General features: G+C 74.1%; 21 protein-coding genes. 10 read left to right on the top strand and 11 right to left on the bottom strand.

Annotated features, from left to right (window positions below):
* The first annotated feature begins 235 nt into the window (after window positions 1-235).
* Together ABD665_RS00385 and ABD665_RS00390 are read left to right on the top strand one after the other, a co-directional pair.
* Window positions 236-703, top strand: coding sequence for a DUF1643 domain-containing protein (locus tag ABD665_RS00385; protein ID WP_204912749.1), 468 nt, complete (start codon window positions 236-238; stop codon window positions 701-703).
* Window positions 697-1,170 carry a hypothetical protein gene (locus ABD665_RS00390; protein WP_204912748.1) on the top strand — a complete coding sequence of 158 codons (474 nt, stop codon included), beginning with the start codon at window positions 697-699 and terminating at the stop codon, window positions 1,168-1,170. The genes ABD665_RS00385 and ABD665_RS00390 overlap by 7 nt, the downstream gene beginning before the upstream one ends.
* Before the next feature lie 180 nt (window positions 1,171-1,350).
* Here ABD665_RS00390 and ABD665_RS00395 read toward each other — a convergent pair whose 3' ends face one another.
* From ABD665_RS00395 to ABD665_RS00405, 3 genes are all read right to left on the bottom strand, one after another.
* Window positions 1,351-2,121 (bottom strand): DUF2071 domain-containing protein, encoded by a 771-nt coding sequence (locus ABD665_RS00395; RefSeq protein ID WP_204912747.1) that lies wholly within the window; start codon window positions 2,119-2,121, stop codon window positions 1,351-1,353.
* Entirely contained in the window at window positions 2,118-3,779 is a 1,662-nt protein-coding gene (locus tag ABD665_RS00400) for a cellulase family glycosylhydrolase (protein WP_204912746.1), read from the bottom strand. Before ABD665_RS00400 ends, ABD665_RS00395 begins: the two co-directional genes overlap by 4 nt.
* 176 nt (window positions 3,780-3,955) lie before the next feature.
* Window positions 3,956-4,153 (bottom strand): DUF7455 domain-containing protein, encoded by a 198-nt coding sequence (locus tag ABD665_RS00405; protein ID WP_204914599.1) that lies wholly within the window; start codon window positions 4,151-4,153, stop codon window positions 3,956-3,958.
* Window positions 4,154-4,430: 277 nt separating this feature from the next.
* Between ABD665_RS00405 and ABD665_RS00410 the strand changes: the two genes are divergently transcribed.
* Both ABD665_RS00410 and ABD665_RS00415 read left to right on the top strand, forming a co-directional pair.
* Window positions 4,431-6,557 carry a DNA gyrase/topoisomerase IV subunit B gene (locus tag ABD665_RS00410; RefSeq protein ID WP_204912745.1) on the top strand — a complete coding sequence of 709 codons (2,127 nt, stop codon included), beginning with the start codon at window positions 4,431-4,433 and terminating at the stop codon, window positions 6,555-6,557.
* Window positions 6,558-6,736: 179 nt separating this feature from the next.
* The gene (locus tag ABD665_RS00415; protein ID WP_344740655.1) at window positions 6,737-8,557 is read left to right on the top strand and encodes a thiamine pyrophosphate-requiring protein; all 1,821 of its coding nucleotides are present in this window, start codon (window positions 6,737-6,739) and stop codon (window positions 8,555-8,557) included.
* A gap of 112 nt (window positions 8,558-8,669) precedes the next feature.
* Here ABD665_RS00415 and ABD665_RS00420 read toward each other — a convergent pair whose 3' ends face one another.
* Complete coding sequence (locus tag ABD665_RS00420; RefSeq protein ID WP_204912743.1) at window positions 8,670-9,596, bottom strand: lipid kinase; 927 nt, start codon at window positions 9,594-9,596, stop codon at window positions 8,670-8,672.
* A 91-nt stretch (window positions 9,597-9,687) separates the two neighbouring features.
* The gene (locus tag ABD665_RS00425) at window positions 9,688-10,527 is read right to left on the bottom strand and encodes an SDR family oxidoreductase (RefSeq protein WP_204912742.1); all 840 of its coding nucleotides are present in this window, start codon (window positions 10,525-10,527) and stop codon (window positions 9,688-9,690) included.
* Between the two features lie 153 nt (window positions 10,528-10,680).
* On the opposite strand from ABD665_RS00425, the gene ABD665_RS00430 reads away from it, so the two are divergent.
* Window positions 10,681-11,493, top strand: coding sequence for an MmyB family transcriptional regulator (locus tag ABD665_RS00430; protein ID WP_204912741.1), 813 nt, complete (start codon window positions 10,681-10,683; stop codon window positions 11,491-11,493).
* A gap of 13 nt (window positions 11,494-11,506) precedes the next feature.
* Here the strand turns inward: ABD665_RS00430 and ABD665_RS00435 are convergent, their stop codons facing one another.
* Window positions 11,507-12,109 (bottom strand): flavin reductase family protein, encoded by a 603-nt coding sequence (locus tag ABD665_RS00435; RefSeq protein WP_344740660.1) that lies wholly within the window; start codon window positions 12,107-12,109, stop codon window positions 11,507-11,509.
* 54 nt (window positions 12,110-12,163) lie between these two features.
* Window positions 12,164-13,153, bottom strand: a complete 990-nt coding sequence (locus ABD665_RS00440; protein ID WP_204912739.1) for a protein kinase domain-containing protein — start codon at window positions 13,151-13,153, stop codon at window positions 12,164-12,166.
* Between the two features lie 52 nt (window positions 13,154-13,205).
* On the opposite strand from ABD665_RS00440, the gene ABD665_RS00445 reads away from it, so the two are divergent.
* Window positions 13,206-14,042 carry a hypothetical protein gene (locus tag ABD665_RS00445; RefSeq protein ID WP_204912738.1) on the top strand — a complete coding sequence of 279 codons (837 nt, stop codon included), beginning with the start codon at window positions 13,206-13,208 and terminating at the stop codon, window positions 14,040-14,042.
* A 26-nt stretch (window positions 14,043-14,068) separates the two neighbouring features.
* Here the strand turns inward: ABD665_RS00445 and ABD665_RS00450 are convergent, their stop codons facing one another.
* The 3 genes from ABD665_RS00450 to ABD665_RS00460 form a co-directional block, all read right to left on the bottom strand.
* The gene (locus ABD665_RS00450; RefSeq protein ID WP_344740662.1) at window positions 14,069-14,569 is read right to left on the bottom strand and encodes a beta-class carbonic anhydrase; all 501 of its coding nucleotides are present in this window, start codon (window positions 14,567-14,569) and stop codon (window positions 14,069-14,071) included.
* A 169-nt stretch (window positions 14,570-14,738) separates the two neighbouring features.
* Window positions 14,739-16,427 (bottom strand): phospholipase D-like domain-containing protein, encoded by a 1,689-nt coding sequence (locus ABD665_RS00455; RefSeq protein ID WP_204912737.1) that lies wholly within the window; start codon window positions 16,425-16,427, stop codon window positions 14,739-14,741.
* Window positions 16,424-18,886, bottom strand: a complete 2,463-nt coding sequence (locus tag ABD665_RS00460) for a DNA topoisomerase (ATP-hydrolyzing) (RefSeq protein ID WP_204912736.1) — start codon at window positions 18,884-18,886, stop codon at window positions 16,424-16,426. The genes ABD665_RS00455 and ABD665_RS00460 overlap by 4 nt, the downstream gene beginning before the upstream one ends.
* Window positions 18,887-19,103: 217 nt before the next feature.
* On the opposite strand from ABD665_RS00460, the gene ABD665_RS00465 reads away from it, so the two are divergent.
* Together ABD665_RS00465 and ABD665_RS00470 are read left to right on the top strand one after the other, a co-directional pair.
* A complete protein-coding gene (locus tag ABD665_RS00465; RefSeq protein ID WP_204912735.1) occupies window positions 19,104-19,319 on the top strand; it encodes a hypothetical protein in 216 nt (71 codons plus the stop codon).
* 83 nt (window positions 19,320-19,402) lie between these two features.
* On the top strand, window positions 19,403-21,868 hold the full coding sequence (locus ABD665_RS00470; protein ID WP_204912734.1) for a glycoside hydrolase family 2 protein: 2,466 nt from the start codon (window positions 19,403-19,405) through the stop codon (window positions 21,866-21,868).
* 18 nt (window positions 21,869-21,886) lie between these two features.
* Here the strand turns inward: ABD665_RS00470 and ABD665_RS00475 are convergent, their stop codons facing one another.
* Window positions 21,887-22,732 (bottom strand): CHAD domain-containing protein, encoded by an 846-nt coding sequence (locus tag ABD665_RS00475; protein WP_204912733.1) that lies wholly within the window; start codon window positions 22,730-22,732, stop codon window positions 21,887-21,889.
* Window positions 22,733-22,827: 95 nt separating this feature from the next.
* Here ABD665_RS00475 and ABD665_RS00480 point away from each other — a divergent pair, with 95 nt between their 5' ends.
* Both ABD665_RS00480 and ABD665_RS00485 read left to right on the top strand, forming a co-directional pair.
* Window positions 22,828-25,500 (top strand): GNAT family N-acetyltransferase, encoded by a 2,673-nt coding sequence (locus ABD665_RS00480; protein WP_344740667.1) that lies wholly within the window; start codon window positions 22,828-22,830, stop codon window positions 25,498-25,500.
* A 95-nt stretch (window positions 25,501-25,595) separates the two neighbouring features.
* Window positions 25,596-26,174 carry a DUF5998 family protein gene (locus tag ABD665_RS00485; RefSeq protein ID WP_204912732.1) on the top strand — a complete coding sequence of 193 codons (579 nt, stop codon included), beginning with the start codon at window positions 25,596-25,598 and terminating at the stop codon, window positions 26,172-26,174.
* The last annotated feature ends 69 nt before the right edge of the window (window positions 26,175-26,243 follow it).

Here is a 26,243-nt window from a genome sequence, read left to right on the forward strand (position 1 = left end):
CTGGGTCGCGCGGGTGTGCGGTCAACGGATGCGCGCTGGATCGTCTGCTCCCGGCGCCTTCGCCGAGATCAACCAACGCTGTCGGGTTTTACTTCCTCACGAAAGGGGTATCCCGACGCACCCCACCCGTAGGGGTGTGCAGCATCACGCCTGGGCAGAGGCCTGTTCGCCGCCCGTTCGGCCCGCGTTCCCGTGCCGTTCACGGTCGGCCGGGACCGGGTGGCAGGCTGCTCGCGTGACGGAGGGTGCGGCCTGGTCGAGCCCGGACGGGCGGTACCGCTACGCGCTGGAGCGGACCTGGGCGCCGGGGCCGCGGATGCTCTGGGTCCTGGGCAACCCGTCCCGCGCCTACGCGACGGCCGACGACCCCACGCTGCGCCGGTGCGTGCGGTTCGCCCGGGACCACGGGTGCGGCGGGGTCCTGCTCGCGAACCTGTGGGCCTGGCGGGCGACGCACCCGCGCGACCTGGCGGGCGTCGTCGACCCGGTCGGGCCGGACAACGACCGCTCGATCGCGGCGCTGGTCGCCCGGACCGACGGGCCCGTCGTCCTCGGCTGGGGCGTGCAGCGGTCGGCGACCCGCGTGGCGACCGTGCTGGGGCTCCTCGGCGACGGGCCACGGCACTGCCTCGGGCGTACGCGGGACGGGCACCCCCGCCACCCGCTCTACGTCTCGGCGCAGACGGGGCTCAGCCCGTGGTGAGCGGGCGCAAGACGGGCCTCACGGCGCTGCTCGGCGTCCTGGTCGTGGTGGTCGGGCTCGTCGTGCTGCGGTCCCCGGCCGCGCAGGCCGGGATCGGCTGGTTCTCGTACGGCGGCCCGCCCTCCCCGGAGGTCCTGGCCAGCCTCCTCCCGTGGAACCTGCCCCGGGCCGTCGGTGCCGCGCTCGTGCTCGTCGGCGTGGCCGTGCTGGCCCACCTGCTCGGTTCCGTCGCCGCACGACGCGGCCTGGTGCCCCCACGCGCGGCCGGGAGGGTGCTGGTGCTCGCCGTGCTGTTCGTCGTGGGCGGCGCCGTGGCGTTCGTCGCAGGGACGGGGGCTCGGGCGACGGACGTCACCTACGGGTCGTCAGCGTGGACCCAGAGCCAGACCGCGGCCGCCCTGGTCGTCGCGACCGGGCTGGTCGTCGCCGCGGTAGCGGCGGGGCTGCGGCGCGTCAACGCCCCCTGAGCCTGTCGAAGGGCCCGGGACGGGTCGGCGTTCCTCGCAGGGCGCTGACCTCTTCGAGGCCCTTGGACAGGCTCAGGGAGCGTTCGCGGTTGTCTCGGAGGGCCCTGGACGGGTCGGCGTTCCTGGCAAGGCGCCGACCTCTTCGAGGCCCTTCGACAGGCTCAGGGAGCGTTCTGCCTCTCAGGCGGAGGGAACGCTCTGCGGCCCACCGAACACGGTGCGCACGCCGGGGGAGAACAGGGCGGAGTCGGGCGCGCGGAGGGTGAGGCCGGGCAGGCCGGCCGCCGCGACGAGCTCGTCGTCGACCTCGCGCACGCGCACCCGCTGCAGGGGCCAGGGAGCGTGCTCGTTGGGCAGGAAGAACGTCCGCCCGAGGTGCCGCGTGAACAGCCCCCAGCGGGCGGTGAGGAAGTCGGCGAGGGGGTCGTCCCGCACGTCACCGGGCAGGACGTCGACGTCGACGCGCGAGTGCAGGCCGCGCGGGGCGGGCCAGCGCCGTCGGCTCTCGTACGTGTAGCGGTCGCCCTCGTGGGTCGTGCGCATCCGGGCCCAGGTGTAGGGGATGTTCAGCGCGACGCGCGAGCCGGCCACGAACGCCAGCCGCTCGGCCTCGAGCGAGGCGAAGACGACGCCCCGCCGGCCGGACGCGTCGACCCCGTACAGCCGGACGTTGGTCTCGGCGAACGAGCCGACGTACGGCAGCACCGGCCCGCTGCCGAACCGGGCGTCGGTGAGCCGGAACGGGATCAGCCCGACCCAGGTCGACCCGTCGTGCACGTCCGGCACGACGCCGGCCGGGAGCAGGGGGGCGACGAGGCTCGCGTCGACCCGCCAGTGCAGGAAGGTCAGGTCGCGCCACACCTGGTCGAGCAGCGCGGGACCGCGCAGGGCGGGAGCGTGCCGGGAGACCGGCTGGGGCGCGGTCGTCGCCGGGGCGGCGGGGTGGGTCACGACACGGTCAGCGCCGGGGCGGACGGCGGTGTTCCCGGCGTCGCGACCTGGACCCCGACGCGCACGGGCTGACCGGGCCGGAGGTCGCCGCCCCAGCCGGCGCCGGAGCAGGTGACGGTGCCGTCGTGGGCCGCGCACGTCATGCCCCAGGCGTTGACCATCGAGGTCGCGGAGGCGTCGGGCCAGCTGACGGTCCACCCCTGCCGCGCCTGGTCGCTGTCGACGGCCAGCTCGGCGACGTAGCCGCCGGGCCAGGCGCTTTGCACGGTCCAGGCGGCGTTCGTCCCGGCGGCGCCGGCGCTCGTCGACGTGCTCGACGGCGTGCTCGTCGGCGTGCTCGACGGCGTCGCCGTGGGAGAGGGGGAAGCCGACGTCGAGGGACTCGCCGGGCTCGTCGGAGTGACGGGGTCGGCCGGGGTCGTCGGCTGTGACGGGCTCGCCGTCGGCTGCGGGCCGCTCGTCCGCGGCGCGTCGCTGCTGGTCGACGACGGCTTCGCGCTGCGGCTCACCTTCACGGCGGTCGGCTTGCCCAGGATCGGGCGGAGCACGCCAAGCTTGGCCTGCTGCGGCGTCGTCCAGTCGTCCTTCACGAGGCCGCCGGTGTCGCCGCTGTTGGGGTTGAACGACCAGTAGGCGAAGCTCATCTTGTTGGTGCGCACGTACGCGACGAGCGCCGCCAGCCACTGCCGGTCCGACGTCGTCTCGAGCTTGGTGCCGAACTCGCCGAGGAGCACCGGCGTCGTGCCGTTCTCCTGCAGGTAGCCCCAGCTCGCCCGCCAGACGGCCGGCAGGTTCTTGGGGTAGGTCTTCGCCGAGAACCAGGGCTGCGCGAAGACCGACGCCGGGTAGTCGTGGGTGGAGTAGACGAGCCGGTGCGCGACCGCGAGCTTGACCGGATGCTTCTTGGCGTCGGCGAGGCCGCCGCCCCACCAGGTCGTCGACGCCTTCTGCTTCTCGACGCCCTCGACGACGACGAGCAGCTTCGGGTTCACCTTGAGCACCGCGTTCCCGGCGCGGGTGGCGGCCGCGGCCCAGTCCCGCTCCGGGTCCCCGCAGCCCCAGCACGCGCTCCCGTGCGGCTCGTTGTGCAGGTCGACGGCGACGACGGTCGGTTCCTTGGCGTAGCGCCCGGCCAGCATCGTCCAGTCGGCGATCCAGCGGCTCTCAGACCAGGTCGGGGTGTACCAGAGCTCGGACTGCGCGGCGGAGTCCGGACGGTGCCGGTCGAGGATCACGCTCAGCCCGTGCGCCTTCGCGCTGGCCACGAAAGCGTCCATGACCTCCAGCGGCGTCCTGCCCTTCAGGCCCGGGTTGAGCGTCAGGTCGATGCCCGAGGTCTGGCGGGAGGCCAGGCACTCGTTCGAGAAGGGCAGCCGGATGGCGTTGAAGCCGAACGACGCGATCTGCGCCATGCCGTCGTCGAGCCTGATCTGCCACAGCCCGTGCGGCGCGCAGTTCGCGGTCTCCATGCCGAACCAGCTCGTCGCCCGCAGCACGTGGGCCTTGTTCGTCGAGTCGAGGATCTGCGAGCCCTTGGTGTGCAGCCACCCGGTCGGCGTGGCGGCTGCGGCCGGAACGGCAGCGGCGACCACCACCGTGACGGCCAGCAGCAGCGCGCCGGCGAGGGTGGACAGCGGACGCAGGACGGACCTCAGCACGCGAGCAGGTTAGGCAGAGCGGGTACGGCCCCGTGGGCAGTTGAAACAGAAATGACCGACCTCGCGGAAATCCTGAGGCAGCACGTCCGCGACAGTGCGCGAACGGGTCCGGGAACGACGCAGCCCCTCGCTCCGGTGAGGGAGCGAGGGGCTGCGGCGACGTCGTGCGGTGCGGTCTAGCTGATCCGCTCGGACTCGTCGTGGATCTCGAGCGCGACCTGCTTGAGCCGGTCGGCGTGCTCCTTGCTGTGGTGCGCGCAGAAGAGGAGGTCGAACCCGCTGTTCAGAGTGACGCGGACGTACGCCTGGGCTCCGCAGCGATCGCAGCGATCGGCAGCGTTGAGCGCGGCGCCTTCGATGACGGATGTGCTCACGGACGGCCTCGCTTCCTTGATCTCGTGCTGGGGGGTGGTGCTCACGGTGCCCGTCGTCTCCGACATCTCCCGCGTCCTTCGACTAGTCAACATCCAACCAGGCCCAAATGTTTCCGCTTCGCGGTCTCGGTGCCGTGTCTTCTGTGTAACGGTTTGCGAAGGTCGTGCCCGGGGGTGCTGGTCCGGTCGTGACACCCGTCGTTCGCGGCCCGACACCCTTCGGATTGCCCAAGGTACGTGCCGGGCTCAAGGGGGTGCGGGGAGGTAGCCTCACCGCGTGCCAGCCGCCCCGAGCCCTGCCCCCAGCACCCGGCGTGGCGCGGCCCGCGGATCCGCGCCCGAGCTGGAGAGCCGGGACTACGAAGCCCGCCACCTGCTCGTCCTCGAGGGCCTCGAGGCCGTCCGCAAGCGGCCCGCCATGTACATCGGCTCGACCGACACCCGCGGCCTCATGCACTGCCTCTGGGAGATCATCGACAACTCCGTCGACGAGGCGCTCGGCGGCCACGGGCGTGAGATCGACGTCACGCTGCGCGAGGACGGCGGGATCACCGTCACCGACCAGGGCCGCGGCATCCCCGTCGACAAGGAGCCCCGTACGGGTCTCTCCGGCGTCGAGGTCGTTTTCACCAAGCTGCACGCCGGCGGAAAGTTCGGGGCCGGCTCCTACAACGCGACCGGCGGGCTGCACGGCGTCGGGTCCTCCGTGGTCAACGCCCTCTCGGCCCGCCTGGACGTCGAGGTCGACCGCGACGGCGCCACCTGGGCGATGTCGTTCCGCCGGGGCGTGCCGGGGACGTTCGACGGTCCGGGGCCGACCGCGCCGTTCACGCCGGGGGCGCCGCTGACCAAGGTCGGCCGCGTCGCCAAGGGCCGCTCGGGCACCCGCGTCACCTACTGGCCGGACCGGCAGATCTTCCTCGCCGAGGCCGGGCTGTCGCTGGACGACCTCCACAACCGCGCCCGCCAGACGAGCTTCCTCGTGCCCGGCCTGGCGCTCAAGGTCACCGACGCCCGCGACGCGGAGGCCGACGAGGCCAAGGTGGAGCTGTTCCGTCACGACGGCGGCATCGGCGAGTTCTGCGAGTACCTCGCGCCCGACGCCGCGGTGACGGAGATCGTCCGGCTGCAGGGCACCGGGTCCTTCACCGAGACCGTGCCGATGCTCGACGACGCCGGCCACATGGAGGCGACCGACGTCGACCGCGAGCTCGAGGTCGACGTGGCGGTGCGCTGGGGGACCGGCTACGACACGACCCTCCGCTCGTACGTGAACATCATCGCGACCCCGAAGGGCGGCACCCACGTCACCGGCTTCGAGCGCGGTCTGGTCAGGTCCGTCGTCAGCTCGCTCGCGCCGACCCGGCTGCTCAAGACCGGCGAGGAGGTCGTCAAGGACGACGTCCTGGAGGGGCTGACCGCGGTCGTCACCGTCCGGCTCGCGGAGCCGCAGTTCGAGGGGCAGACCAAGGAGGTGCTCGGCACCCCGGCCGTCGCCAAGATCGTGACGAAGGTCGTCGAGACCGAGCTGGGCGCGTTCCTGGAGTCCAAGGGCGGCGTGGCCAAGCAGCAGGCCCGTGCGGTGCTGGAGAAGGTCGTCAACGCCTCCCGCGCGCGCGTCGCAGCCCGTCAGCAGCGGGAGAACCAGCGCCGCAAGACCGCGCTCGAGTCGTCGTCGCTGCCCTCCAAGCTCGTCGACTGCCGCAGCAACGACGACCGTTCCGAGCTGTTCATCGTCGAGGGCGACTCGGCGCTGGGCACGGCCAAGGTGGCCCGGAACTCGGAGTTCCAGGCGCTGCTGCCGATCCGGGGCAAGATCCTGAACACGCAGAAGGCGTCGACGGGCGACATGCTCAAGAACACCGAGTGCGCATCGATCATCCAGGTGGTCGGGGCCGGCTCGGGGCGCACGTTCGACCTCGACTCGGCGCGCTACGGCCGGGTGATCTTCATGGCCGACGCCGACTCCGACGGCGCCCACATCCGCTGCCTGCTCGCGACCCTGTTCTTCCGCTACATGCGCCCCATGGTCGAGGCCGGGCGCGTCTTCACCGCCGTCCCGCCGCTGCACCGCTTCGAGCTGACGAACCCGAAGAAGGGGCAGAAGCGCTTCATCTACACCTACTCCGACGCGGAGTACCAGCGCACGGCCGCCGAGCTGACCAAGCGGAACCAGAAGTTCAAGGAGCCGCAGCGCTACAAGGGCCTCGGCGAGATGGACGCCGACCAGCTGGCCGAGACGACCATGAGCCCGCGGCACCGCACCCTGCGCCGGATCACCGTCGACGACGGCCTGATCGCCGAGACGACGTTCGAGATGCTGATGGGCAACGACGTCGCCCCGCGCAAGAGCTTCATCATCGACGGCGCGTACGCGTTGGACGCCGCGGCGATCGACGTCTGAGCCGCCGATGAACGCCCCCTGAGCCCGTCGAAGGGCCCGGAACGGGTCGGCTCATGAGCACCGACGAGAGCCGACCTCTTCGAGGCCCTTCGACAGGCTCAGGGGGCGTTCTGCGCGCCGGACCCGCACCTCCACCCGGCCCCCGGAACCAGCCCCGCGTCGCGTGCGAGGCTGAACGGGTGAACGTCGCTGAGCACATCGTCGAGCGGCTGCACGCCTGGGGCGTGGGTCGGGTGTACGGCTACCCGGGGGACGGGATCGGCGGGGTGCTCGCCGCTCTGACCGCCCGGATCAAGGACACCGGTCCGGGCCACATCGACTTCGTGCAGGTCCGGCACGAGGAGACCGCGGGGTTCGCGGCGACGGCCGACGTGAAGTACGGCGGCAACCCGATCGGCTGCTGCGTCGTCACGAGCGGGCCAGGCGCGCTGCACGCGCTCAACGGGATCTACGACGCCCTGCTGGACCGCGTGCCGGTCGTCGCCGTGCTCGGGCAGACGGCGGAGACGGCGATCGGCTCGGGCTACTACCAGGAGGTCGACCTCGCCAGCGTCTACAAGGACGTCGGCCGCGCCTACCTGCAGACCATCACCGCGTCGTCGCAGGTCAACCACATGGTCGACCGGGCCTGCCGTACGGCGCTGGCCGAGCGGCGACCGGTCGTGCTGATCATCCCCAGCGACGTCCAGGAACAGCCCGCCGTGGAGAACCCGCCGGACAAGCACGCGTTCTTCCACACCAGCACCGTCCCCAGCACGACCGTGCAGGGGGCCGCGCCCGCCGAGGTGGTGAAGGCCGCCGAGCTGCTGAACTCCGGCAGGAAGGTCGCGCTGCTGGTCGGGGCCGGCGCTCTCGGGTACAGCGACCTGGTCGAGCAGGTGGCCGACCGCCTCGGCGCCGGCGCGGCCAAGGCGCTGCTGGGCAAGACGGTGCTCGACGACAGGCTGCCCTGGGTGACCGGCGCGATCGGGCTGCTCGGCACCACGGCCAGCTGGCACCTGATGCGGCACTGCGACACGCTGCTGATCATCGGCTCACGGATGCCGTACTCGGAGTACTACCCCGAGCCCGGGCAGGCGCGGGCCGTGCAGATCGACATCGACGGGTCCCAGTGCGGGCTGCGCTACCCGACGGAGATCAACCTCGCGGGCGACGCGGGGGACACGCTGGCGGCGCTCCTGCCGCTGCTCGAGCAGCACGACGACGACTGGCGCACCGAGGTCGCGAAGCACAAGCGGCACTGGGACGACTACTCCGCCGAGCGGGCCGCGGCCAAGGCGGACCCGGTCAACCCCGAGGCCGTCGTCCGCGGCATCTCGGCCCGGCTGCCCAAGGACGCCGTCGTCGCCGTCGACTGCGGCACGGCGACCAGCTGGTACGCCCGCGACCTCGACCTCGGGCCGACGCACAAGGGGAGCCTGGCCGGCCTGCTGCTGTCGATGGGCGGCGGGATGCCGTACGCGATCGCCGCCAAGATGGCCAACCCCGACCGCCCGCTGCTCGCGATGATCGGCGACGGCGCGATGCAGATGAACGGCGTCAACGAGCTGATCACGGTCAGCCGCTACTGGAAGCGCTGGGGGAACGGCTCGTTCGTCGTCCTCGTGCTCAACAACCGGGACCTGTCGTACGTCTCGTGGGAGACCCGCGGGACGCTCGGCGCGCCGCCGGACCCGGAGCAGTCGAGCCTGCCCGACGTCCCGTACGCCGACTGGGCGAAGCTGCTCGGCCTCGACGGCGCGCGGATCGACCACCCGGACCAGATCGACCCGGTGCTCGACGCCGCGTTCGCCGCGGATCGGCCGTTCGTCATCGACGCGGTCGTGGACGCGGACGTGCCGCTCGTGCCGCCACACCTGACGGCGAGCCAGGTGCTCCTGACCGCCAAGGCCGAGTTCTCCGGCGACCCGGCGTTCTTCGGCATCGTCGCCGAGGGCGTGCGCGAAACCGTGGTGAGCAAGGCCAAGGCCGTGCTCGGGCGGCACGGTTCGTCCGACTGAGCCGGACGGGAACGCTTCTCGAGCACCCGTACGCCCCCTGAGCCTGTCGAAGGGCCCGGAACGGGTCGGCTCCGGCGTGGGATGCCCACCTCTTCGAGGCCCTTCGACAAGCTCAGGGGGCGTTCTGTCGGTCCCGTCGCGCCGCGGTGGAGCCCTGCGGGACGATCACGTCGAGGGCGTTCGCGGAGACCGTGAACGACACGGGCGTGGTCGCGATGACCTCGCCGTCGACGTTGACCGCCATCGGGTGGTCCGTGGCGACCTCGACGGCCCGGGTGCGCAGGTGCAGGACCTCCGGGTGCTCGACGAACGTCCCGGAGCGGAAGAAGCGGGCCGTGTTGACGTGCTCGCGCAGCCGGCCGTGCGGGATCGCGTAGAGGTCGAGGCTGTGGTCGTCGATCCCGGCGACGTGCGAGACGGCGTTCCCGCCGCCGTAGAAGCGGCCGTTGCCCACGGCCAGCTGCAGCAGGTGCTCGAGCCGGACGGGCTCGTGGTCGCCGGCCGGGAAGGTCAGCTCCGCCGTGAACGGGCGGTGGCGGCGGTAGGCCGGCACCGCGGCCAGCGGGTAGGCGAGCGGGCCGAGCCGGCGCTTCAGGACGGGGCTCATCGCCTTCGCCACCTCGACCGCGAGGCCGAGCGAGGCGACGTTGAGGAAGGTTGTCCCGCCGATCCGGCCGACGTCGATGTCCACGACCTTGCCGCTCGCCACGGTGGCGCACGCGGCGGCGAGGTCGAGCGGGACCTCCAGGGTCCGGGCGAGGTCGTTCGCGGTGCCGAGCGGCAGGAGCCCGAGCGTCACGCCGGTCCCGGCCAGCGCGTCCACCACGCTGCTGACGGTCCCGTCGCCGCCACCGACGACGACCAGCCCGTGCCCGCGGCCGACGGCCTGCTCGACCGTCTCGCGCAGCCGGGCCGGGTCGGTGACGGGAAACGCGTCGGTCACCGGGACCCCGCGCTCGAGGAGCAGCCGGTGCGCGGGCTCGTACGCCGCGGCGCCCCGTCGCGACGCCGTGTTCACGATCAGGGCGGCGGTCGTCACGGCAGCACGGCGGGCGTCGGCGTCATGGCGCCAGGCTAGGAGCGGCTCCTGTCCGGGGCCTGTGCCCGGAGGCCGCCGAGGCCGACCCGGCTCATGCGCCCGCGACGAGGTCGGTGGTCGCGGCGGACGCCTCCTGCGCCTCGACGTCCTCCAGGCGCGCCCGCAGCGCGTCGCGCACGATCCGGTGCGCGTCGCTCCCGGTCAGGAGGCGCAACGGGGCCGGGGAGACGTCGGCCGACGCGATGATGGCCGCCGCGACCTTCGCAGGGTCGCTGACCGAGGGCAGGGCCGGGTTCTGGATCCCCCGGCTCAGGGCCGCCGGCGTGCCGTCGTACGCGGCCATCGGGGCGGGCAGCCGGGAGCCGCCGACGCGGAAGCCGGTGGCTGCGCTGCCCGGCTCGACGAGGGTGACGCCGATGCCGAACGGGGCGAGGTCGTGCGCGTTGCCCTGCATGAAGCCCTCCACCCCCCACTTGCTCGCGTGGTAGAGCGAGGCGCCGGCGTTGGCGGCCTGGCCGCCGTACGTCGAGACCTGGATGAAGCGGCCGCCGCCCTGCTCGCGCAGGTGCGGCACCACGGCGCGCAGCAGCTGGATCGGGCCGACCAGGTTCGTCCGGAGCTGGTCGTCGATCTGCGCGTCCGTCAGCTCCTCGGCGGCGCCGAAGAGGCCGTAGCCGGCGTTGCTGAGCACGACGTCGACGCGGCCCAGCTCCGCGAAGGCCCGGTCGACGACCGTGCGGAGCCCGGCCGTGTCGGTCACGTCCAGGCGGGCGGTCCACAGGAGGTCGCCGTGGCGGCGGCGGAGGTCGTCGAGAGCACCGACGTCCCGTGCGGTCGCCGCGACCCGCTCACCCCTCTCGAGCAGCTGCTCCGCGACCAGCCGCCCGAAGCCGCTGCTGGAACCGGTGATGAACCACGTGCGCCCGACCATGTCGGCGTCCTCCTGTCGTCGGTGCCGCGTGGTCCGCGGCCCACGACGATGGTCGGCGCCCCCGGAGCACGGGACCAGACCGCGCGGACCCCAGGAGCGGGAGGGACAGGCTGAGCGCGGCGAGGGAGGTCCCCGCCTGCCTATCCTGCTCGGGTGAGGGAGCAGAACCTGCTCGGCGACTTCCTGCGTGCGCGGCGGGAGCTGCTCCGGCCCGAGGAGGTGGGGCTGCCCGCCGGCGCCCGGCGGCGGGTTCCGGGGTTGCGTCGCGAGGAGGTCGCCCTGCTCGCCGCGATCAGCGCGGACTACTACTTGCGGCTCGAGCAGGGGCGCGACCGGCACCCCTCGGAGCAGGTGCTCGAGGCCATCGCGGACGCGCTGCAGCTGGACCGGGAGAGCCGCGCGCACGCGCTCGAGCTCGCTCGGGACCGGCCCGCCGGGAGCGCGACCCGACGACCTCCGACGCGGAAGGTCCCCGCCGGCGTCTCCCTGCTCCTCGACGCGCTCGGCGTGCCGGCGTTCGTGCTGGACCCCTACCGCGACGTCGTCGCGGTGAACGCGCTCGCGACGCGGATGGAACCGTCCCTCGTGGTCGGGAGCAACCGTCTGGTGACGCTCTTCACCGACCCGGCCGCGCAGGCGTACCACCCGGACTGGGAGGCGAACACGGCGAGCGTCGTCGCCCAGCTCCGCGCGGACATCGGCGCCGCCGAGGACGACGTGCGCTACCAGGCGCTCGTCGGCGAGCTGTCGCTGCGGAGCGACCGGTTCCGTCGGCTGTGGGCCCGGCACGACGTCCGGGTCGGCGGTTCGGCGACGAGCGTCGTGCGGCACCCGGAGGTGGGCGACCTGCAGCTGCACCGCGAGAAGCTGGGCGTGATCGGCACCGACCTCGTGCTGGTCGTCTACCACGCGCAGCCCGGCACCTGGGCGGCCGAGCAGCTCGCGCGGCTCGCCGCGGACGCGTGAGGCGCGCCTCGCCTCAGTCGGGGCGGGTGAGGTCGAACCGGTCGCCCAGCTCGTAGTAGGCGCTCGGGCCGCCGCCGCGCAGGACGGGCCGGGCCAGCTCGGTCCGGTAGACCCCGTCGACCAGCAGGTCCTCCGCGATGTGGACCCCGACCACCTCGCCGGTGCACCACCAGCTGTCGGTGGGCGAGCCGTCGGCGGCGAGCAGCTGCAGCACCTGGGCGGTCCGGCACTCGAAGCTCACCGGTGCCTCGGCGACCCGCGGGGCGTCGACCTCGTCGCCGTCGACCGGGCCGAGCCCGGCCCGTTCGAACTCGTCCACGCCCTCACGGGTGGACGTCGCGTTCATCTGCTCGGCGAGCGCACGGGTGACGAGGTTCCAGGTGAACGCGCCGGTCTCTTGCGCGTTCCGGACGCTGTCCTTGGTCCCGATGCTGCTGAACCCGACCAGCGGCGGCGTGTAGGAGATCGCGTTGAAGAAGCTGTACGGGGCGAGGTTCCGGACGCCGTCGACCGAGCGCGTCCCGATCCAGCCGATCGGTCGGGGCGCGACGATCGCGTTGAACGGGTCGTGGGCGAGCCCGTGCCCGTCGGCGGGGCGGTAGAAGTGGTCCGGCACCGCGTCAGCCAACCACGTCCGGGCGGGCCCGACGGCGGCGTCCGGCGCGCGACGTCAGGACGGCAGCAGCGCGGACAGCAGGACCCAGGTGACCGCGGCCACGGCAAGGACGACGGCGACGGCGGCCGCTGGCAGGCGGAGCCCGTGCGAACGGGCCGGGGCCACGACGGGGCTGCGCCGCACGGTCTCGTCGGCGGTGCCGTCGGCAGCGTCGTCAGCCCTGGCGTCGGCCCGGTCGTCCTGGGTGGGGCCGGACCGGAGCTCGGCGAGCCGGTCGGCGAGCCGGCGGGCGGTGGCCGGGCGACGGGCCGGGTCGTACGCCAGCGCGCCGCGCAGCAGGTCGTCGAGGCCGGCGGGCCCGACCCCGACCGGCGCGGGCACCGCACCGGGGTCGCGGAGGGCGACCTCGCCAGCCGTCGTGTCCGCGAAGGGCCGCCGCCCGGTCAGCAGCAGGTAGGTCACGGCCGCCACGGCGTACACGTCGGCGCGCACGTCCAGCCCGGCCTGCTGGTGCGCCTGCTCGGGGGCCATGAAGGCCGGGGTGCCGACCGTGAGGGTGACGCCCGTGCTCTCGGCCAGGCGCTTGGCCATGCCGAGGTCCGCGATCACCACGCGGCGGTCGGGCAGGGGAGTCAGGAGCACGTTGCTCGGCTTCACGTCGCGGTGCAGGACGCCGTGGTCGTGCAGCACCTGGACCGCTCCGGCGAGCTGCTCGCCGAGGGCGAGCGCCTCGGGGACCGCGAGGGGCAGGCCGGGCAGGTCGGCGAGCGTGCCGCCGCCGACGTGGTCCATGACGAAGTAGGGCCGCTCGTCGGGAAGCCGGCCGATGTCGTGCACCCGGACGACCCGACGGTCCTCGACGCGGCGCAGCAGCCGGGCCTCCTCCAGGAACCGCTGGCCCACGTCGGCGTGGCCGACCCAGTTCTCGGCCAGCACCTTGATCGCCACGGGGGTGTCGAGGTCGTCGTCGTGGCTCAGCCACACCGTGCTGAACGCGCCGGAGCCCAGGCGGGAGACGACCCGGTAGCGACCGATCGACGACACGGGCCCAGCATGGCAGGGCCGGAGCGCGCCCCCAGGGTGCGAGGATCGCGGCGTGGCGGGCGTCGTGCGGGGTCGACGCCGCACGGCCGGCCCGCTGGCCGCCGCCGCGGTGCTGGGCGTGCTGCTCGGGAGCGCCGCCTTCGCCGTCGCCCCGCTGCCGCTCCACGGTCCCGGTCCCTCCGCCGGCGCGGACGGCCCCGCGCCGTCCTCCCCGAGCTCCCCGTCCGCCCCGGGGTCCCCGTCCGTCTCGAGGTCTCCGTCCGCCGGGGCGACGTCGGCGACGCCGTCGCCCGTCCGCGCGACCCCGACGGAGCACCCCTCACCGTCGCCCTCGCCGCGGTCGACCCCGCGCCGTACGCCCTCGGGCCCGGCCTTCACCGAGCGCGCGCTGCTGCAGACCAGCGAGCTCCTCGAGCACGGCTGGGGCAAGGCGGCGGAGCTCTCGCTGGAGCGCGGCGTCGCCACGAAGCCCCTGCTGCCGTGCGTGCGGCCCGACCGGCTACCGACGCCGCCGATTGCCGCGTACGTCGCCACCTACCAGGGCCTGCACACCGAGGCCGCCGAGCAGGTCCTCCGCCTGGCCGACCGGGACGAGGCCGAGGCCGCGGTGGACGGGTTCACGGACGAGGTGGGGCGCTGCGGCACGGTCACGAGCGCGCGCCGGGTGACGGTGGGCACCCGGCACGAGCCCGACCTCGAGGGCGTGTCCGAGGCCGTCTGGTGGAACGTCCGCGGCACGTCTGCGTCGGACCCGCTGCGGGGGGTGCTGGCGATCGCCCGCGTCGACGACCGGGTCACCGTACTTTACCTGCACGCGACCGCCACCGACCCCGCGAAGACCACGGACGTCGTCCCGCTCCTGCGGCAGGCGGGGCTGCGGCTCGTCTGACGCCCGGTCGGGGAGCGGGTCGCCCGTCAGAAGAGCTGCTGCAGCTCGCCCGAGTCGACGTCGTAGAGGAAGCCGCCGACCGTCGCCCGCTCGCCCACGTGCGGGTGGGTGCGGAGCAGGTCGACGTCCTCGATCAGGCGGGCCCGCTGGTCGGTCGACGCCCCGAGGGTCATGTCGGAGAGGTCCTGGCCCGTCTCCTCCCGCACCCGGGCGACCACGTCGGCGTCCTCGCCGCTGGCCATGGCGCAGCGGGTGTGCGGCACGACGAGGATGCGCGTCACGCCGAGCAGGTGGACGCCGAGCACGCAGCCGACCAGCGCGTCGGGCGTGACCCGACCGCCCGGCGTACGGATGATCTTCGCGTCGCCGGTGTGCAGGCCGATCATCTCGAGCGGCTCGATGCGCGAGTCCATGCAGGTGATCATCGCGACGCCCGCCCGGGCGATCCCGTCGAAGCCGGAGAGGGCGAAGTCCTCCTGGTAGCGGGCGTTCGCCGCGAGCAGGTCGGAGAAGTCGGGTTCGCTCACGGGCACGAGCCTACGAGAGGCGTGGGACACCGGTGTGAAGCGCCGACCCCTCCGGGGCCCTTCGACGGGCTCAGGGGGCGTGTTCAGGGGCGCCGACCCCTTCGGCAGGCTCAGGGGCGTAGGACGGAACGCTCCCTGAGCCTGTCGAAGGGCCTCGAAGAGGTCGGCGTCAGAAGCGCTGCCGGCGCCGCAGGCGGGCCGGGCGGCCGTCGGGGTCGTGGACGAGGCGGAGTATCGGGCGGGCCCACAGGCGGGCGAGCGGGCCGACGTGGGCGGGCCGCAGCCGGCGGAGGCGGCCGGGCGGGCGCGGCCCGACCTGGCCACCCGCGTACCAGGCGTCGAGCCGGTCGGCGGAGGCCGCGTACGCGTCGAACATCCCGTGCAGGTCCACGCAGTCGGCCATCACGTCGAGGAGCGCCTCGTCGTCCACGTCGACCGGCCGGTCCGGGTCGAGCAGGTGCCCTGTGTCGCCGGGGAAGCGGGCGGCGCCGACCTCGCGGTCGAGGTGCTCGGCGGCCAGCACGAGCCGCAGCCGGCGCGCGTACGCCGAGACCCCGGGCGCGTCCGCCGGGCTCGTCTCGTCGACGACGACGGCGGAGAGCTCGGAGTCGTGCGTCCAGGAGCGCCGGTTGAAGTTGTCGGAGCCGACCGTGGCCCAGACGTCGTCCATCACGCAGACCTTCGCGTGGACGTAGACGGGGCGGCCCGCGTGGTTCTCGAGGCTGTAGCAGGCGACCCGGTCGCCGCCGGCCCGCTGGAGCAGCTCGAGCGCCTCCTGCCGCGCGAGCTCCTGCGGGACCCGGGAGAGCGGCGAGGCCTGGTCGGGCACCGGCGGCAGCACGGCCACGACGCGTAGGTCCGGGCTGGAGCCCAGCGTCTCCTCGAACGCGCGGGCGACGTCGCGCGACCACAGGTACTGGTCCTCGATCGACACGAGACGCTGCGCCTTCCGCAGCGCCTTGCCGTAGCCGCGGGCGACGCTCCGCTCGCCGCCGCGGGCGAAGGGGTAGTCGCGGCCGTGGCGCAGGTTCGGGTAGGTCCGCAGCAGCTGGACGGTGTGGGTGCCGCCCTCCACGGGCTCCGGTGCCGGGGCCTGCGCGGGCAGCGGGTCGGGGGAGAGGTCGGCCCGCGTCAGCCGGTCGTGCAGCCAGAACAGCGGGTTCTGGCTGAGCGGCGTCGGGTCCTCCCACCGCTCCCGGAACACGGTCTCGACGTCGCGCACGGCCGGGCCCGAGATGACCACCTGGGCGTCGTGCCACGCCGGCGTCGGCCCGTACGCGGGCGCCATCGGCTGGGGCTGCGGGTCGCCCTCGTGGCGGGCGTCGTCGCGGCGGCTGTGCGAGAGGTCGATCCCGCCGACGTACGCGACGTCGTCCTGCGGCCGTCCCCGGTAGCGGATCACGACGAGCTTCTGGTGGTGCGAGCCGCCGGTGCGGACCCGCATGTCGAGCAGCGCCTCGGCGCCCTGCTCCTGGAGCCGGATCCCGAGGGTGCGGTTCTCGTGCGCCGAGAACGACAGCGCGTCGAGGTGGCTGCGCCAGATCAGCCCGCGCACGTCCACCCCGCGCCGGTCGGCCTCGCCCAGCAGCCGGAGGACGTCGTCGCCCTCCTCGCCGAGCAGCTGCTCGTCGGCGTCGCCGCGCCAGTCCGTGAACAGCACGAGGTCGCCCGGGCGGGCGGCCTCGACGTGCGCGGCGAGGTGCGCGAAGTAGGCGCCGCCGTGGATGAGCGGACGGACCACGTTCCCGCGCGACCACGCCTCGTCGCCCGGGTGCTCGTCGTCGAGGACGGTCTGCGCGTTGGCCCGCTCGGCCTTGCCGATCAGCCAGCCGGTCCGCTCGTCCGCCGGCCCGCTCACCCGGCGCTGCGGCTGGCCACGGCGGCGATCGGCTGCCCGGCCGGCACCCCGGAACCGTCGCGGCGCCCGTCCGCAGCCGGCAGCTCCACCGGCGCGCCGCTGGCCGCCGACGCGACCGCCGGTGCGGGTCCGACCCAGGCCAGCAGCAGCGCGTCCTCGCCCTTGAGGAAGCGGTGGCAGCGGACGCCGCCCGTGGCGCGGCCCTTGGCCGGGTACTCCGTCAGCGGCGTCACCTTGACCGTGCCCGCGTCGGTGCCGGGCAGCGCCGACGAGCTGCCGGCGACGGTGACGACGACGCCGTCGGTCGGGTCGGTGACGCCGAAGAAGACCGCCGACACCTTCGGTGCGAGCCGCACGCCCGCCATCCCTCCGCCGCCGCGCCCCTGCGGGCGTACGAGGCTGGCCGGGAAGTGCAGCAGCTGGGCGTCGCCCGTCACGAAGACGAGATCGGCGCCCGCCGCCTGCTCGGCGGTCAGCTCCACCGCCCCCACGACCTCGTCGGAGGCGTCGAGCCGGATCACCTCCCAGGCGTCGCGGTTCAGGACCTCGGGCGCGACGCGCTTGACCACCCCGGCGGCCGTGCCGAGCGCGAGACCAGGGCTGTCCGCCCGCAGGGTGGTGAGCGCGAGGGCCCGCTCGCCGGCCTCGAGGGTGACGAGCTCGCTGACGTGCGTGCCGCCCTGGAGGTTGGGCGCGCTGGCCGTCGCGGGCACGGTCGGCAGGTCGAGGGCGTTCAGCCGTACGCAGCGACCGCGGCTCGTCAGCAGCCCGACGTCCGCCCGCGCGGTGGTCAGGACCCGCGACACGAGGACGTCGTGGTTACTGCGGGGGCCGTCGGAGGCGAGCGGCTCGGCGTGGCCGGTGCGCGCCAGCAGCCCGGCCGAGGACAGCAGCACCCAGCACGGGTCGTCGGCCACCTCGAGCGGGCCAGCGGCGGCGGTCGCCGCGGTACCGCCGGCGGCGAGCAGGATGGTGCGGCGCGGGGTGCCGTGGGTCTTGGCGACCTCGGCCAGCTCGCTGGAGACGAGCGAGCGCAGCCGGTCGGGGTTGTCGAGGATCTCGCTGAGCGCGGCGATCTCGGCGTTCAGGGCGTCGCGCTCGTGCTCGAGCTCGATCACGCTGAGCCGGGTCAGGCGCCGCAGCGGCATGTCGAGGATGTAGGTCGCCTGGACGTCGCTGAGGTCGAAGGCCTCGATCAGCCGGGTCTTGGCGATGGCGGCGTCGTCGCTGGAGCGGACGATGGCGATGACGTCGTCGATGTCGACGATCGCGAGCAGCATGCCGGCGACGAGGTGCAGCCGGTCCAGCGCCTTCGTCCGACGGAACTCCGTCCGCCGGGTCGTGACGTCGTAGCGGTGCTGGAGGTAGACGTCGAGCATCTCGCGCAGCCCGAGGGTGCGCGGCTGGCCGTCGACCAGGGCGACGGCGTTGATGCCGAAGCTGTCCTCGAGCTTGGTCGCCTTGTAGAGCTGCTCGAGCAGCGCGTCGGGGTTGAAGCCGTTCTTGACCTCGATCACCAGCCGGGTCCCGTGCGCCCGGTCGGACAGGTCCTTGACGTCGTGGATGCCCTGCAGCCGCCGCGACTGCACCGCGGTCTTGATCTGCTCGATCACCCGCTCCGGGCCGACGAGGTAGGGCAGCTCGGTGATCACGATGCCCTTGCGCCGCGGGTGGACCTGCTCCACCCGCGTGGTCGCCCGGATCCGGAACGACCCCCGCCCCGTCGCGTACGCGTCCCGCACGCCGTCGAGGCCGATGATCTTGCCGCCGCTGGGAAGATCAGGACCCGGGATGAACCGCATCAGGTCGTCGAGGCTGGCCTTGGGGTGCGTGATCAGGTGCCGCAGCGCCTGCACCACCTCGACGAGGTTGTGCGGGGCGCAGTTCGTGGCCATGCCGACGGCGATGCCGGAGGCGCCGTTGACGAGCAGGTTCGGGAAGGCGGCCGGCAGGACCGACGGCTCGACGTCCTTGCCGTCGTAGTTGGGCCGGAAGTCGACGGTGTCGGCGTCGAGGTCGGCCGTCATCGCCAGCGCCGCCGGCGCCATCCGGCACTCGGTGTAGCGCATCGCCGCGGGTCCGTCGTCGAGCGAGCCGAAGTTGCCGTGCCCGTCGACCAGGGTCAGCCGCATCGACCACGGCTGCGCCGTGCGGACCAGGGCGTCGTAGATCGCGCCGTCGCCGTGCGGGTGGTACTGGCCCATCACCTGGCCGACCACGCGGGCGCACTTCACGTGCGACCGGTCGGGGCGGATGCCCATCTCCTCCATCCCGTAGAGGATCCGGCGCTGCACCGGCTTGAGCCCGTCGCGGGCGTCGGGCAGGGCGCGCGAGTAGATGACCGAGTACGCGTACTCCAGGAAGCTCGTCTGCATCTCCGAGGAGACGTCGACGTCGAGGATGCGCTCGGTGAAGTCGTCCTCGGGCGGGCTGGGGGTGCTCGACGTGCGGCGGGCCATGCGGTTCCTGCGTCTCCTGCTCTGGTGCGCGGGCGGCGGTGCACCCGCGATTGTGCCCGCCCGTACGCCCTCCCGGTCCCACGGCGCGCGTACGGGGCCGCCGTGGACCGGCGGTGCCCGGCTCTCGGTCACCTCCGGGGACATCGGTCGTGCCCGACTAGAGTTCCGTCCGGGCTCGAGCAGGAGGGTCCTCACATCACCAGCGGTGGGGAGCCCCATGGGCAGGGACGCGGAGCAGGCCGAGCAGCAGCTGCTGGACGAGCTGGACCTCGTGGAGCGGGCCGTCGCCCGCAACGTGGGCGGGGTGCGTCGGGCCCACGCGTCGGGGCAGGGCCTGCCGGGCGTCGACCCCGCGCTGCTCGCCCTCGTCGAGCGCGAGCACGCCGTCCTCCAGGAGCTCCGCCGGCGGCGCCGGCCCTCCTCGGCCGCCTGACGGAGCTCGCGGCCTCCCGAACCCCCGCGCCCGGGAACCGGACCTCCCGGAGGCCCGGAGCGACGACGGGGAAGAATCCTGGCGTGCGACGACTCCTCGACCAGGGCTGGACCGTACGGGCGACCGCAGGACCGGTGCCCCCCGCGCTCGAGGGCGTGGACGTGCCCGCGACCGTCCCTGGCAGCGTCCACACGGACCTCCTCGCGGCGGGGCTGATCCCCGACCCGTACCTCGACGCGAACGAGGCGCTGCTGGCCTGGATCGGTGACACGGACTGGCGCTACGCGACCACCTTCACGTGGGACGCCGACGACGCCCGCGCGGGGCACGAGGTCGTCGAGCTCGTTGCCGAGGGCCTGGACACGGTCGCCACCGTGGAGCTCGACGGGGCGGTCGTCGCCCGGACCGCGAACATGCACCGCACCCACCGCGTCGACGTCACCGGCCTCGGGGTCGGGGAGCACACGCTGGCCGTCACCTTCGCCGCGCCGGTACCCGCCGCGCACCGGCTGAGCGAGGAGCTGGGTCCGCGCCCGTACACCAACGAGCACCCGTTCAACGCGATCCGCAAGATGGCCTGCAGCTACGGCTGGGACTGGGGACCCGTCCTGGCCACCTCCGGCGTCTGGCGCCCGCTCGCCCTGGTCGGCTGGAGCACGGCCCGGCTCGCCGGGGTCCGTCCGCTCGTCGACGTGCGGACGGGCGACGACGGCGCCACCGGTCTGCTGCGCGTGCACGTGGACGTGGTCCGGGCGCCCGGGCAGGACGGCTCGCTGACCGCCACGGCCGAGGTGGCCGGCCGGAGCGCCGCGGTCGTCGTCCCCCCGGGCTCCACGAGCGCGACCGTCGAGCTCGAGGTCGACGACGTCGCCCTGTGGTGGCCGGTGGGGTACGGCGAGCAGCCGCTCTACCCGGTGGCCGTCACCCTCGCGGCCGGCGACGAGACCCTCGACCGCTGGTCCGGCGACGTCGGCTTCCGCACGGTGGCGCTCGACACCACGCCCGACGCGGAGGGCACCCCGTTCCGCCTCGTCGTGAACGGCACCCCGGTCTTCGCCCGCGGTCTGAACTGGATCCCCGACGACTGCTTCCTCACCCGGATCCCCGCCGAGCGCTACCGCACCCGGCTCACCGAGGCGGTCGACGTCGGGGCCAACCTGGTCCGCGTCTGGGGCGGCGGCATCTACGAGAGCGACGACTTCTACGACGCCTGCGACCGGCTCGGCCTGCTCGTCTGGCAGGACTTCCTCTTCGCGTGCGCGGCGTACGCGGAGGAGGAGCCCCTGCGCTCCGAGGTCGAGGCCGAGGCGCGGGAGGCGGTCATCCGGCTGTCCCCGCACCCGAGCCTCGTGCTCTGGAACGGCAACAACGAGAACATCTGGGGCCACCAGGACTGGGGCTGGATCGAGCCGCTCGCCGGGGCGACGTGGGGCTGGGGCTACTACACCGAGCTGCTGCCGGGGATCGTCGCCGAGCTGGACGGTTCGCGGCCCTACTGCCCGGGCAGCCCGTACGGGATGGACCCCGACGTCTACCCGAACGACCCGGCGCACGGGCCCACGCACCTGTGGGACGTGTGGAACAAGATCGACTACACGCACTACCGCGACTCGGACCCGCGCTTCGTCTCCGAGTTCGGCTGGCAGGCCCCGCCGACCTGGGCGACCCTGACGCGGGCGATCCACGACGCGCCGCTGGCCCCGGGCTCGCCGGGGATGAGCGCCCACCAGAAGGCGGCCGGCGGCGACCTCAAGCTCAGCCGCGGGCTGGAGCCGCACCTGCCGGAACCGCAGACGTTCGAGGACTGGCACTGGGCCATGTCGCTGAACCAGGCCCGCGCCGTCTCGCTCGGCGTGGAGCACCTGCGCTCGCTGACGCCGACCTGCTCCGGCGCGATCTGGTGGCAGCTGAACGACTGCTGGCCCGTCACCTCCTGGGCCGTCGTCGACGGGGACGGACGCCGCAAGCCCGCCTGGTACGCGCTGCGGCACGCCTTCGCCGACCGGCTCGTGACCGTGCAGCCGCGCGACGGCGGCCTCGCCGTCGTGCTCGTCAACGACACGGGGACGGACTGGGCGGGGGAGGCGGGGGTGCGCCGGCTGGGGTTCGACGGGACCGACGTGGAGACCGTCGCCCTGCCGTTCGCGGTGTCCGCCCGCGGTGCCGTCACGCTGCCGCTGCCCGCCGGGGTCGCCACCTCCGGCGACCCGTCCCGCGAGCTGCTGCTGGCGGAGGCCGGCGGCCTGCGGGGCTGGTGGTGGTTCGCCGAGGACCGCGACGCCGCCCTGCCGGCGCAGGACCTGACGGTCGCGGCCCGGGCGGTCGCGGACGGCTACGAGGTGACGGTGACGGCGCAGGCCCTGGTCAAGGACCTCGCGGTGCTCGCCGACCGCGTCGCGCCGGACGGCCGGGTCGACGACATGCTGCTCACGCTGCTGCCCGGGGAGTCGGCGACGGTCCGGGTCGCGGCACCCCCCGGCGCCACGCCGGAGGCGCTGCTGGAGCCGCTCGTGCTCCGGTCCGCGAACCAGCTCGTGACGCCCCGCTGACGGGCGGCGGGAGACGGCCTAGAGGAAGCGGCGCAGCTCGCGGACGACGCGCCGGGCCGCCTCCTGCTCGCGGGCGTGCAGGAGGCCCCAGGTGAAGCCGTTCTCGCCGTCGGCGCCGGCCTGGGCGCCGAGCTCGCGCAGCAGGCCCTCGGCGACCACGCTGTCCTGGTGCTCGCCGAGGAGCTCCTGGAACTCCTTGCGTGACGCGACGATCGCGTCGGCCTTCTTGCCGAGCACGGGACCCGCCAGCTCGACGGCGTAGCGGTGCCGCTTGCCCGCCTTGCGCGCCCGGTGCATGAGCTCGTCAGCGTCCGGCTGGTCGCGCCGGTACGCCTTGGACGCCTGGGCGAGGCGCTTGTGCGTCTTCTTGTCCGCGCGCTCGACGTAGCGGGCGACCCGCTTGGCGCCGACGTCGGCCGCGGCGGTGAACGGCGGGTCCGAGCGCCAGGCGTGCAGCAGCGCGTCGAGGGTGCGGTAGCGGGGCGAGTCGAGCGCCTCGTGCACGGCCGCGAGGGCGGCGCCGCGGCGGACGGCCACGAGCTCGGCGAGCTGGCGGCGGACCGGTCCCATGACGAGGTCGTCCGGCACCGCGTCGAGGGCGGCGGCCAGGCGTACGCCCTGCACGTCGAGGTCCCGGACGGCGCCGAGCGTGCCCGCCCACCACTGCAGCTCGTCGTCGAGGCGGCCGGCCTTGGGCACCTCGAAGAGCTCGGGGAAGACCCGGAGCGTGCTCCGGGTCCGCCGGACCGCGACGCGGGTCGGGTGCGTGACGTCCTCACCGGCGCGGATGTGGCCCGGGGCGTCGACGAGGACGGTGAGCTGGGCGGTCAGGTAGTCGGCGACGAGGGCGCGGAGCGTGGTCATGGGTCGCCCAATCTAGGCGGGCGGCCGGAGCCGTCCGGGCCGCGGGTCGGCGGAGCCGTCACCGATCCGTCACCTGCTCTGGATAACCTGAGAGCGTGTCCGCCGCTGCCGCTTCCACGGAGCTGGTCGACGACCCCCCGGGCTACCCGCGGGGGTGGGAGGCCGACGTCCTGCTGGCCGACGGCGGCACCGCCCGGCTGCGGCCGATCCGCCCCTCCGACGCCGACCTGCTGGTCGCGTTCTACGACCGGGTGTCGCCGGAGTCGAAGTACCTGCGCTTCTTCGCGCCCTACCCGCGGCTGAGCCGGCGCGACGTCAAGCGCTTCACCGAGGTCGACTACGTCGACCGGGTGGCGCTGATCCTCACCCTCGGCGGCGAGATGATCGGCGTCGGGCGCTGGGACCGCCTCGAGAGCGGCGAGGGATCGGGGAAGGCCGAGATCGCCTTCCTCGTCGAGGACGCCCACCAGGGCCGCGGCGTGGCCCAGCTGCTCCTCGAGCACCTCGCCGAGGCCGCCCGCGAGCGCGGCATCACCGGCTTCGTCGCCGAGGTGCTGCCGGAGAACCGCCGGATGGCGCAGGTGTTCGCCGACGCCGGCTACCGCGTCCGCAAGGGCGTCGAGGACGGCGTGCTCGTGGTCGAGTTCCCGATCCTGCCCACCGACACCTCGGTCGGGGTCATGGAGCGCCGCGAGCACCGCGCCGAGTCCGCCTCGGTGCGCCGGCTCCTCAGTCCGCAGCGCGTGGTCGTCTACGGCAAGGGCGACCGGGTGTCCGGCATCGTCGACTCGATGCTGCGCGGCGGGTTCCGCGGCGAGGTGCTCGCCGTGACCTCGGACGGCTCCGAGGTGCCGGGCGTGACGAACGCCGCCTCGATCGGCGACGTGCCCGGCAACCTCGACCTCGCGGTCGTCTCCATCGGCATCAGCGACCTCGGCTCGGTCGTCATCGACACCGCCCACAAGGGCGCGCACGGCCTGGTCGTGCTCACGGGCTCCGACTTCGGCCCGCAGGAGAACCGCCTGCTCGTGCAGCTCGCTCGCGCGTACGGGGTCCGCGCGCTCGGGCCCGACGCCCTCGGGCTGATCAACACCCGCCTCGGCGAGGAGATGAACGCGACCCCGGGCCCGATGCCGCGCACGGGGGCCGTCGGGCTGTTCTGCCAGTCCGCCGCCACCGGGGTGAGCCTGCTGAACGCGGCCCTGCGCCACGACATCGGGCTCAGCTCCTTCGTCTCCACCGGCGACTACGCCGACGTGACCGCGAACGACGTCCTGCAGTACTGGGAGGACGACGACGACACCCGCGTCTGCCTGATGTCGCTCGACTCCATCGGCAACCCGCGCAAGTTCTCCCGGATCAGCCGGCGCCTCGCCCGCCGGAAGCCGGTCGTGGCCTTCGCCCCCGGGCGTACGCACCGCTCCGAGCACCTGGGCGTGCGCGGCGGGCTCGGGCACGCGCCCGACGACGCGGTCGACGCCCTGTTCCGCCAGGCCGGGATCATGGTCACGCACCGGCGCAACGCGATGTTCGACATCGCCAAGATCGCCGCCCGCCAGCCGCTGCCCGGCGGAGAGCGCGTCCGGGTGATCGCCAACTCGGCGACCCTCGCCGCGCAGCTCACCACCAGCGCCGCCGCGGCCGGGCTGCTGACCGAGGTCCCGGCGGTCGTGCTGCCCGCGCAGTCGCCGCCCGCCGCCTTCAGCGCCGCCGCCCGGCAGGCCCTGGCCGAGGAGACCTGCGACTCGGTGCTCTGCGCCGCCGTGAACGTCTACTCCGAGGGCGTCGACCACGTGATCGCCGCGCTGGACGGGGTGGCCCGGCACGCGAGCAAGCCGCTGGTCGGGGTGTTCCTCGACTTCCACGACCCCCTCACCTCGATGGGCCCCGACGAGCCGCGCTCCCTGCCGCGCTTCGACTCCGGGGTGGACGCCGTCCGCGCGCTGGCCGCCGTCACCGCGCACGCCCGTTGGCGGGACCGCGACCCGGGCGCCGTGCCGATGCTCGAGCTCGACCGCGACCGGGCCCGCCGGCTGATCAACCAGGTGCTGCGCTCCGACCCCGAGGGCCGCGAGCTTAACGGCGACGAGGCGACCGAGCTGCTGGCCGCGTACGGGATCGTGCTGGTCCGGCGCTACCCGGTGTCGAGCCTGGAGGAGGCGTGCCGCGTCGCCGACTCGCTCGGCTGGGACGTGGTGCTCAAGGCCACGTCGCTGAAGATCGGCGGCCGTCCCGACCACGCGAGCGTCTACCGCAACATCGACGACCGCGAGGGCATGGCGCAGGCCTGGGACGACCTCTACGAGCTGCTCGTCGAGCTCGGGCTCGGTGCCGACGACGCGCTGAGCAGCGCGGAGCCGGTGGTCCAGGTGATGGCGCCGCCCGGGGTCGCGCTGGTCGTCACGAGCCGCGAGGACGCGGCCTTCGGCCCGATCGTCTCCCTCGGCCTCGAGGGCGTGGCGTCGCAGCTGCTCGGCGACACCGTCTACCGCGTCCCGCCGCTCACCGACGTCGACGCCGGCGCGATGGTCCGCGACCTGCGGACCGCACCGGTGCTGTTCGGGCGGAACGACAGCCCGGGCGTGGACATCGGACGCGTCGAGGACCTCCTGCACCGGCTGTCGCAGCTCGCCGACGAGCACCCGCAGCTCGCCTCGGTCAGCCTCAGCCCGGTGATCGCCTCGGCCGGTTCGCTGGCGGTGCTCGGCGCCAAGATCCACATCGCGCCGACCGGCGACCGCCGGGACCCGCTCGCCCGCATGCTCTGAGGGCCCCGGCGCCGGTGACGACCGACGGCCGTGGGGTGGTGGACAACTCCTCCGGCGCCGCGGTGGTGCGGCCCGCGCGTGGCAGGATGGCGATCATGAGGCTGGGCTCCACACGCAAGGACCTGCGTGCTGACATCGACGCGACCGGCTACTTCCCCGAGCTGGTGGAGGAGGGCATCACCCTCGCGGTCGCCGAGGAGGACCTCCTCGACTTCGTCGTCCACCACGAGCCCACGTTCGACCACGACGAGATCCACCGCCACGTCACCGTGCTCGCCCTGACGCCGACGCGGCTCGTGGTCGGCCACACCGACGACCAGCCCGCCGAGGCCCCGGCCACCGGCACGTACGCGGCGTCCTCCACCGAGTCGGTGCCGCTGTCGAAGATCAACTCCGTGGTGCTGACGCGCGTCGTGACGCAGCCCGAGCGCTACCGCGCGGGTTCCGACGACGTCGGCGAGACCTGGCTGACCGTGGGCTGGGACGGCGTGCGCCGGGTCGACCTGGAGCCGGCCGGCTGCGAGGACCCGCAGTGCGAGGCCGACCACGGCTACACCGGCACCCTCGCCGGTGACGACCTGACCGTCCGGATGAGCGCGGCCGCCGACGGCCCCGACCGCGTCGCCCGGCTCGTGCGCTTCTCCACGACGCTGCAGCGCGCGGCGGCGGTGTGAGGGTGACCGGGACCGCCCCGGTCGGTCCCGGGTCCCCGGAGGCGCCCGCCGGAGCGAGCACCCCGGCGC

The organism is Microlunatus spumicola (genome assembly GCF_039536445.1).
In the GTDB taxonomy this organism is placed as follows: Bacteria; Actinomycetota; Actinomycetes; order Propionibacteriales; family Propionibacteriaceae; genus Microlunatus; species Microlunatus spumicola.